Here is a 6,789-nt window from a genome sequence, read left to right as displayed (position 1 = left end):
GGAAATCCCGGGAGGGATCATTTCGCGAGAAGTCGACGCGGCCGCCGAAATTACTGGAGATTTGTACGTGAGTTCCCCCTACGACAACAACCCGGGTACCAACGAACCTGGCCGTAGCGACTCCGGACGGCGTCCCGACGTGCCAGGGCCGCCGCGCGGCAGCAGGCATTCCGATCCGCCCGGACGTCGTCCCGTGCCTCCGCCCGGGCAGCGTCCGATGTCTGCGCCCGGTCAGCGTCCGATGCCGCCGCAGGGTCGGCCTCCGATGCCGCCACCCGGTCAGCGACCCGGACCTCCTCCGGGGCAGCGTCCGATGCCACCGCAAGGTCGGCCTCCGATGCCGCCACCCGGGCAGCGACCCGGACCTCCTCCGGGGCAGCGTCCGATGCCACCCCAGGGCAGGCCACCCATGCCGCCTCCCGGGCAGCGCCCAGGGTCTGCGCCCGGTCAGCGTCCGATGCCGCCGCAGGGTCGGCCCCCCGGTGAACGCCGCTATGGGGAGCCGCCGGTCACGCCCGCTGCGCGCTCCGCGGTAGGGCCGGGAGCCGCTGCGGCCGGGATCACCCGATCGGGATCCGTCCCACCCCCGTACGAACCGAACGATCCATCAGCTAGCTCCTCGGGCAACGAGCCGCCCGAGCCGCCCGAAAGAGGTTCCGCCGCGAAAACGAAGAAGAAGTCCAAGTGGCGGGTTGTTCGGCGCACGATGTACGCGTTGATCGCCTTGGGCCTGATCGTGCCGATTCTGGCGTTCATGGTGGCGTACACGCTGGTGGACGTTCCTCGACCCGGTGACCTCAGAACCAACCAGGTCGCGACGATTTTTGCGTCCGACGGTGCGAGCGTGCTCGGCAAGGTGGTGCCCCCCGAGGGCAACCGGACCGACGTGACGATCGACCAGATCCCGGAGCACGTACGCAATGCCGTCCTTTCGGCCGAGGACCGCGACTTCTACTCCAACCCCGGATTCTCGGTCACCGGATTCGGCCGGGCTCTGCGCGACAACGTGCTCGGACGCGACAGCGCAGGTGGCGGCTCCACGATCACCCAGCAGTACGTGAAGAACGCGCTGGTCGGTAACGACCGGACGCTGACTCGCAAGATGCGTGAGCTGGTCATCTCCTCCAAGATGGCGCGGCAGTGGTCCAAGGACGACATTCTCGCGGCCTATCTGAACACCATCTACTTCGGTCGTGGCGCGTACGGCATCGCAGCCGCGTCCACGGCGTATTTCGGTAAGTCCGTCGATCAACTGTCGGTCGAGGAAGGTGCTGTGCTGGCGGCAGTCATCCAGCAGCCCTCCAACCTCGATCCCGAGGTCAACCCGACGGGAGCGCAAGCTCGGTGGGATTACGTCCTCGACGGCATGGTCTCGCAGGGCCAGCTCGACTCCACCCAGCGAGCCGCGATGATGTTCCCCGCGGTGGTTCCGACCTCCCAGGTGGACACCGGTGACGCGGACGACGCTGGTCCCAACGGCCTGATCAAGGCCCAGGTACTGCGCGAGTTGTCTGCTGCCGGAGTCAGCGAGCAGGACCTCAACACCGAAGGTCTGCAGATCACGACGACAATCGATCCGAAGGCGCAGGCTGCTGCGATCGAGGCCGTGAACAGCAACCTCGAAGGCGAGCCGTCGGAACTGCGAACGGCATCGGTATCGGTCGATCCGCGCAGTGGTGCGGTCCGGTCGTACTACGGCGGCGCGGACGGGCGCGGATTCGACTTCGCGCAGTCGGGCCTGCAGACGGGATCGTCGTTCAAGGTGTTCGGTCTGGCCGCCGCGTTGGATCAGGGCATCCCGCTCTCGAAGATGTACGACAGCTCTCCGCTGGACGTCAACGGCATCGAGATCAGCAACGTCGAGGGTGCCTCCTGCGGAACGTGCACCATCGCCGAGGCGCTGAAACGTTCACTGAACACCAGCTTCTATCGCATGATGCTCGGGATGGACAACGGCCCGCAGGCCATCGCAGACATGGCGCACAAGCTCGGCATCCCGCAGGAGATCGACGGCGTCGGCCCCACCCTGACCGAGCCCGACAACGCGGGTCCCAACTACGGAGTTGTGCTCGGCCAGTACCAGTCTCGCGTCCTCGACATGGCCTCCGCCTACGCGACATTGGCTGCGTCCGGCGTATATCACACCCCGCACTTCGTGCAGAAGGTCGTCACCGCCGACGGCACCGTGCTTCTCGACCGCGCTCCCGAAGCCGGCCAGCAGGTCGTCTCGGCCGCGGTCGCGGACAACGTGACCTCGGCGATGCGACCGATCGCCGGGTACTCGAACGGTCACAACCTCGCCGGTGGTCGTCAGTCGGCAGCGAAGACCGGTACCGCTCAGCTGGGCGACACCGGGCAGAACAAGGATGCCTGGATGGTCGGCTACACGCCATCGTTGTCGACGGCCGTGTGGGTCGGCACCGAGCAGGGTCTGCCGCTCGAGAACAGCTACGGCGGACCGATCTACGGATCGGGCATACCGTCGGACATCTGGAAAGACACGATGGACGGCACGTTGGAGGGCACCTCGAACGAGACCTTCCCGACGCCCGAAGCCATTGCCGGTCAGGCCGGAGTGCCGCAGTACTCCGCGCCCGCACCGACGGCCACGGTCGCACCGACGACTGCTCCGCCGCAGGTGACCCTGCCGATTCCGACGGAGATCTCCCCGCCCGTCGTCATCACGCCACGGCAGGTTGAAATTCTGCCCGGAGTGACGATTCCGCTTCCCGGGTTGGCACCGGCTCAGCCGGCACCGGCCGCGCCCGAACCGGCTACTCCCGGGCAGTAGCGACTCCACCGGTGACGACCGAACCCGACCGCAAGGGTCGAGCATTGGCGAGCCCCGGTCGCCTCGACGCGGCGAGCGAGAATGACCGAGATCTACCCAGTCGGACCGATCCGATGGCCGGGGAATTGTCCTCGGTCATCGGCGGTCCGGTCGGACGTCACGCGGTGATCGGACGGCAACGGTGGTTCACCGCACTGCGGGTGATCCTGCTGTTGGCGGTGATCTTCCTGTGCTTCGGTTGGTTCGCGAAGGCGGCGTGCATTCAGCAGGCTCCGGTCGGTCCCAACGGTGAACTGGGACTGGATTGGAGTGGCAGCCGGCAGTACGTGGCCATGTGCTATTCGGACACCGTGCCGCTGTACGGTGCCGAGCGACTCGACCAAGGCGCGTTCCCGTACAAGAAGTCCTGGGAAGAAACCAAGGCCGACGGCTCGACCCAGGTTCGATACATGGAGTACCCGGTGCTCGCGGGGCTGTACCAGTACGGCTCGATGGTCGTCGGGAAGATGTGGAACTCGCTGAGTTTCCTTCCCCAGGCCCTGCCCGTCGTCGTGTATTTCAACGTGGTTGCCCTGGGTCTCGCCGTCGCCTGGCTCGTCACCGTGTGGGCCACGGCAATAGCTGCGGGACGGCGGATCTGGGACGCGGCCCTGGTCGCCGCGTCGCCGCTGGTGATCGTCCACGGCTTCACCAATTTCGACGCTCTGGCCGCGGCTTTCGCGCTCACCGGTCTGTTGGCATGGGCCAAGAAGAGGCCGGTTCTCGCCGGTGTGCTGATCGGACTCGGCGGTGCCACTAAGCTCTATCCCCTGCTGTTCCTCGGTCCGCTTCTGGTGTTGTGCTGGCGGACCGGCCGGATGCGGGAGTGGGGCCTCACCGCGAGCGCTGCCATCGGAGCCTGGCTGGCCGTGAATCTTCCTCTGGCGCTGCTGTATCCGTCGGGGTGGTACGAGTTCTTCCGGCTCAACTCCGAGCGCGGAGCCGACCCCGATTCCCTGTACAACGTGGTCACCTCGTTCACCGGCTGGCCCGGTTTCGACGGTCCGCTCTATGCAGGCGCCAAGCCCCTGATCCTCAATGCCGTGACGCTGGTGTTGTTCGCCATCGTGTGTGCGGTGATCGCCTACATCGGCACGACGGCCCCCGTGCGGCCGCGGCTCGCGCAGTTGATATTCCTGGTGGTCGCCGGCTTCCTGCTCACCAACAAGGTATGGAGCCCGCAGTATTCGCTGTGGCTGGTTCCACTGGCCGTGCTTGCGTTACCGCATCGCCGAATACTGTTGGCGTGGATGACGATCGACGCGTTCGTCTGGTTCCCGCGGATGTACTACTACTTGGGCGTGGAGAACAAGGGCGTGCCCGAGCAATGGTTCACCGCAGCCGTCGTGGTGCGCGATATCGCGGTGATCGGGTTGTGCGCGTTGATCATTCGGCAGATCTACCGGCCGTCCGAAGACCTCATTCGAAACGGCAGCGCCGTCGACCCGCTCGGTGGCGTTCTCGACGGCGCTGCAGATCGGGTCAGGGCCCGCCCGGTCACATATAGCGGCCCAACTGCTTGACGGCTTCACCGGCGTGCTTGTACACTCGCGACATGGTTGTGACGACACGCGTGACCACCTCCGACGGCATCATCGAGGGAAAGCCCGTCGGTGACCTCACCACCTGGCGAGGCATTCCCTACGCCGCCCCACCCGTCGGCCCACTGCGTTTCCGGGCGCCGCAACCCACCGAACCGTGGGACGGCGTGCGCGACGCCACCGAGTGGGGCAATGCCTCCGTTCAGCACAAGCGAGGCACGATGCTCGCGATCGGCAAGTACCAGCCGTCCAGCGAGGACTGCCTGACGCTCAATGTGCTCGCCCCCAGCGCACCGAGCGCGAACCCGCGTCCGGTCATGGTGTTCATCCATGGCGGCGCGTACACCCTCGGCACGTCCGCTACTCCCCTGTACGGCGGCGGCTCCCTGGTGCGCCGCTCGCTGAAGGACGGCGACGGCATCATCTACGTCTCGGTCAACTACCGACTCGGCGCTCTCGGCTACCTCGACATGTCCCAGTTCTCCACTCCCGAGCGGCCGTTCGACTCCAACCTCGGCTTGCGAGATCAGGTAGCCGCTCTGGAATGGGTGCAACGCAACATCGCCGAGTTCGGCGGCGATCCGAGCAACGTCACCGTTTTCGGTGAGTCTGCCGGCGGCAACGCCGTCACCACCCTGATGACGGTTCCCTCGGCCAAAGGCCTTTTCGCTCAGGCCATTTCCGAGAGTTCCGCTCCCGGCATGACCGCCACCAAGGAGCGCGCCGATCAATGGGCGCGGGAATACGTCGGCTACCTCGGCGGCACCGTCGAGAACGCTGCCGAGACCCTCGAGAACGCCGAGGTACTACGGCTCGGACGCGCGGGGACCAAGCTGGGTCTCACCACGTGGCACCGCACTCCGGGCCTGCTCCCGTTCGGCCCGGTGATCGACGGCGACTTCCTACCGATCAGCCCGGTCGAGGCGTATGCGAACGGAACCGCGCACCGCGTGCCGCTGATCATCGGTACCAATGCCCGTGAGGGAACGCTGTTTCGGAATTTCCCCGTGTTGCCCACCAATCCAGAGCGCATCACCAAGCTGTTCTCACTCACCGATCCCGACGCCGAAGCGGTGGTCACTTCGGGCTACCGGGGCTACCCGAACGAGCGTGCCGCCATCGACTTCGGCGGCGACTTCACCTTCTGGAAGCCGTCACTGGAAGTGGCCGAGGGACATTCGCGTCACGCACCGACGTACTTCTACCGATTCGACTTCGCGCCGCGATCGATGAAGCTGCTCGGATTGGACGCCACCCACGGCTTCGAATTGTTCGCCGTGTTCGGGATCAGTGAGACCTTGTTCGGTAAGGCGCTCACCCTGGCCGGCGGACGCAAGGCGTTCTCCGAGGTCACCGAGCAGGTGCAATCGCACTGGATTGCGTTCGCCACCAACGGAAAGCCGTTGGAGTCGTGGCCGGCGTACGACGAAGGCGACCGAAAGACACTGATCTTCGACACCCGCACTCGGGTGCAGAAGGATCCGCGGAGCGACCGCCGCAAGGCGTGGGAAGGCTACCGCGGCTACGCCAGCCAGAAACTCGAACCCTTCACTTGAGCAGACGTGACATTCGACGGTCGGCAAGAATTTTGCCGGCCGTCTGGCACGTGGCGCAGTACTGAAACGATCGATCGACGTACGCGACTTCGCGTACCGGATCTCCGCACACCGGGCACGGCAGCCCAGTTCTGGCGTGCACCCGCATACCAGATCGCTTCTCCCCCTTCAGCCGCGCCGCGTCCTGCCCGGCCGAGCGGGCCACCGCGTCGGACAGCACCGAGCGCATCGACGCGTAGAGCGTCGCGACGGATTCGGGATCGAGCTTGCTCGACGACGCGAACGGCGAGAGCTTCGCGACGTGCAATATCTCGTCCGAGTACGCGTTGCCGATACCGGCCAACAGAGATTGGTCCACCAACGAGGTCTTCAGTCGCGCGGTGGTGCCGGCGAGTATTTCGGCGAACTCGAGCTCGGTGACCGTCAGCGCATCGGGTCCGAGGCGAGCGACGCTCGCCACCTGCGCAGGGTCACGGACCACCCAGACCGCCAATCGCTTCTTGGTACCGGCTTCGGTGAGGTCGATGGCGGGCGTCGCGCCTTCGGGAGTGAAGAAGTGGATCCGCAGTGCCAACGGACCTTTGCCGGGCTTGGGCGGCGCGGCGCTGGGATTGTCCACCCACCGCAGCCAACCGCCGCGCGAGAGATGCGTGATCAACCACAGGTCGCCGGCCCGCAGTGCCAGGTGTTTACCGAACCGCGCGGCATCGGTGACGTCCTGGCCCTGCAGTTCGGTGATCGGCGGATCGAACGTCTTGAGAACACTCAGCGCGGCGATGTCGATGCGGCCGATGACGGCACCGACGGCATGTTCGCGCAGGAAGCCGGCAAGGGCTTCGACCTCGGGCAATTCCGGCATGAA

4 protein-coding genes are annotated in these 6,789 nt (G+C 65.9%); 3 read left to right on the top strand and 1 reads right to left on the bottom strand.

The features are described from left to right. Nucleotides 1-706 precede the first annotated feature (706 nt). The 3 genes from A8G15_RS24935 (at nt 707) to A8G15_RS24925 (ending at nt 5,927) form a co-directional block, all read left to right on the top strand. Nucleotides 707-2,791 carry a transglycosylase domain-containing protein gene (locus tag A8G15_RS24935; RefSeq protein WP_057478324.1) on the top strand — a complete coding sequence of 695 codons (2,085 nt, stop codon included), beginning with the start codon at nt 707-709 and terminating at the stop codon, nt 2,789-2,791. Between the two features lie 113 nt (nt 2,792-2,904). Next, a complete protein-coding gene (locus A8G15_RS24930; protein ID WP_064257180.1) occupies nt 2,905-4,353 on the top strand; it encodes a glycosyltransferase family 87 protein in 1,449 nt (482 codons plus the stop codon). A 32-nt stretch (nt 4,354-4,385) separates the two neighbouring features. Further along, complete coding sequence (locus A8G15_RS24925) at nt 4,386-5,927, top strand: carboxylesterase/lipase family protein (protein ID WP_068165658.1); 1,542 nt, start codon at nt 4,386-4,388, stop codon at nt 5,925-5,927. On the opposite strand, the gene A8G15_RS24920 is transcribed toward A8G15_RS24925, so the two are convergent. Beyond that, nucleotides 5,920-6,786 carry an Fpg/Nei family DNA glycosylase gene (locus tag A8G15_RS24920; RefSeq protein ID WP_057479216.1) on the bottom strand — a complete coding sequence of 289 codons (867 nt, stop codon included), beginning with the start codon at nt 6,784-6,786 and terminating at the stop codon, nt 5,920-5,922. The two genes, A8G15_RS24925 and A8G15_RS24920, sit on opposite strands and share 8 nt — an antisense overlap. Between the last annotated feature and the right edge of the window lie 3 nt (nt 6,787-6,789).

Source organism: Rhodococcus phenolicus, assembly GCF_001646785.1.
Lineage (GTDB): Bacteria > Actinomycetota > Actinomycetes > Mycobacteriales > Mycobacteriaceae > Rhodococcus > Rhodococcus phenolicus.
The sequence above is the reverse complement of the archived record's forward strand: the minus strand, read 5'-3'. Positions and strand labels throughout refer to the sequence as shown.

What these genes read in the sequence shown, in the direction of transcription:
- A8G15_RS24935 (WP_057478324.1), top strand. Translation starts at nt 707, where the DNA reads ATGTACGCGTTGATCGCCTTGGGCCTGATCGTGCCGATTCTGGCGTTC.
- A8G15_RS24930 (WP_064257180.1), top strand. Translation starts at nt 2,905, where the DNA reads ATGGCCGGGGAATTGTCCTCGGTCATCGGCGGTCCGGTCGGACGTCAC.
- A8G15_RS24925 (WP_068165658.1), top strand. Translation starts at nt 4,386, where the DNA reads ATGGTTGTGACGACACGCGTGACCACCTCCGACGGCATCATCGAGGGA.
- A8G15_RS24920 (WP_057479216.1), bottom strand. Translation starts at nt 6,786, where the DNA reads ATGCCGGAATTGCCCGAGGTCGAAGCCCTTGCCGGCTTCCTGCGCGAA.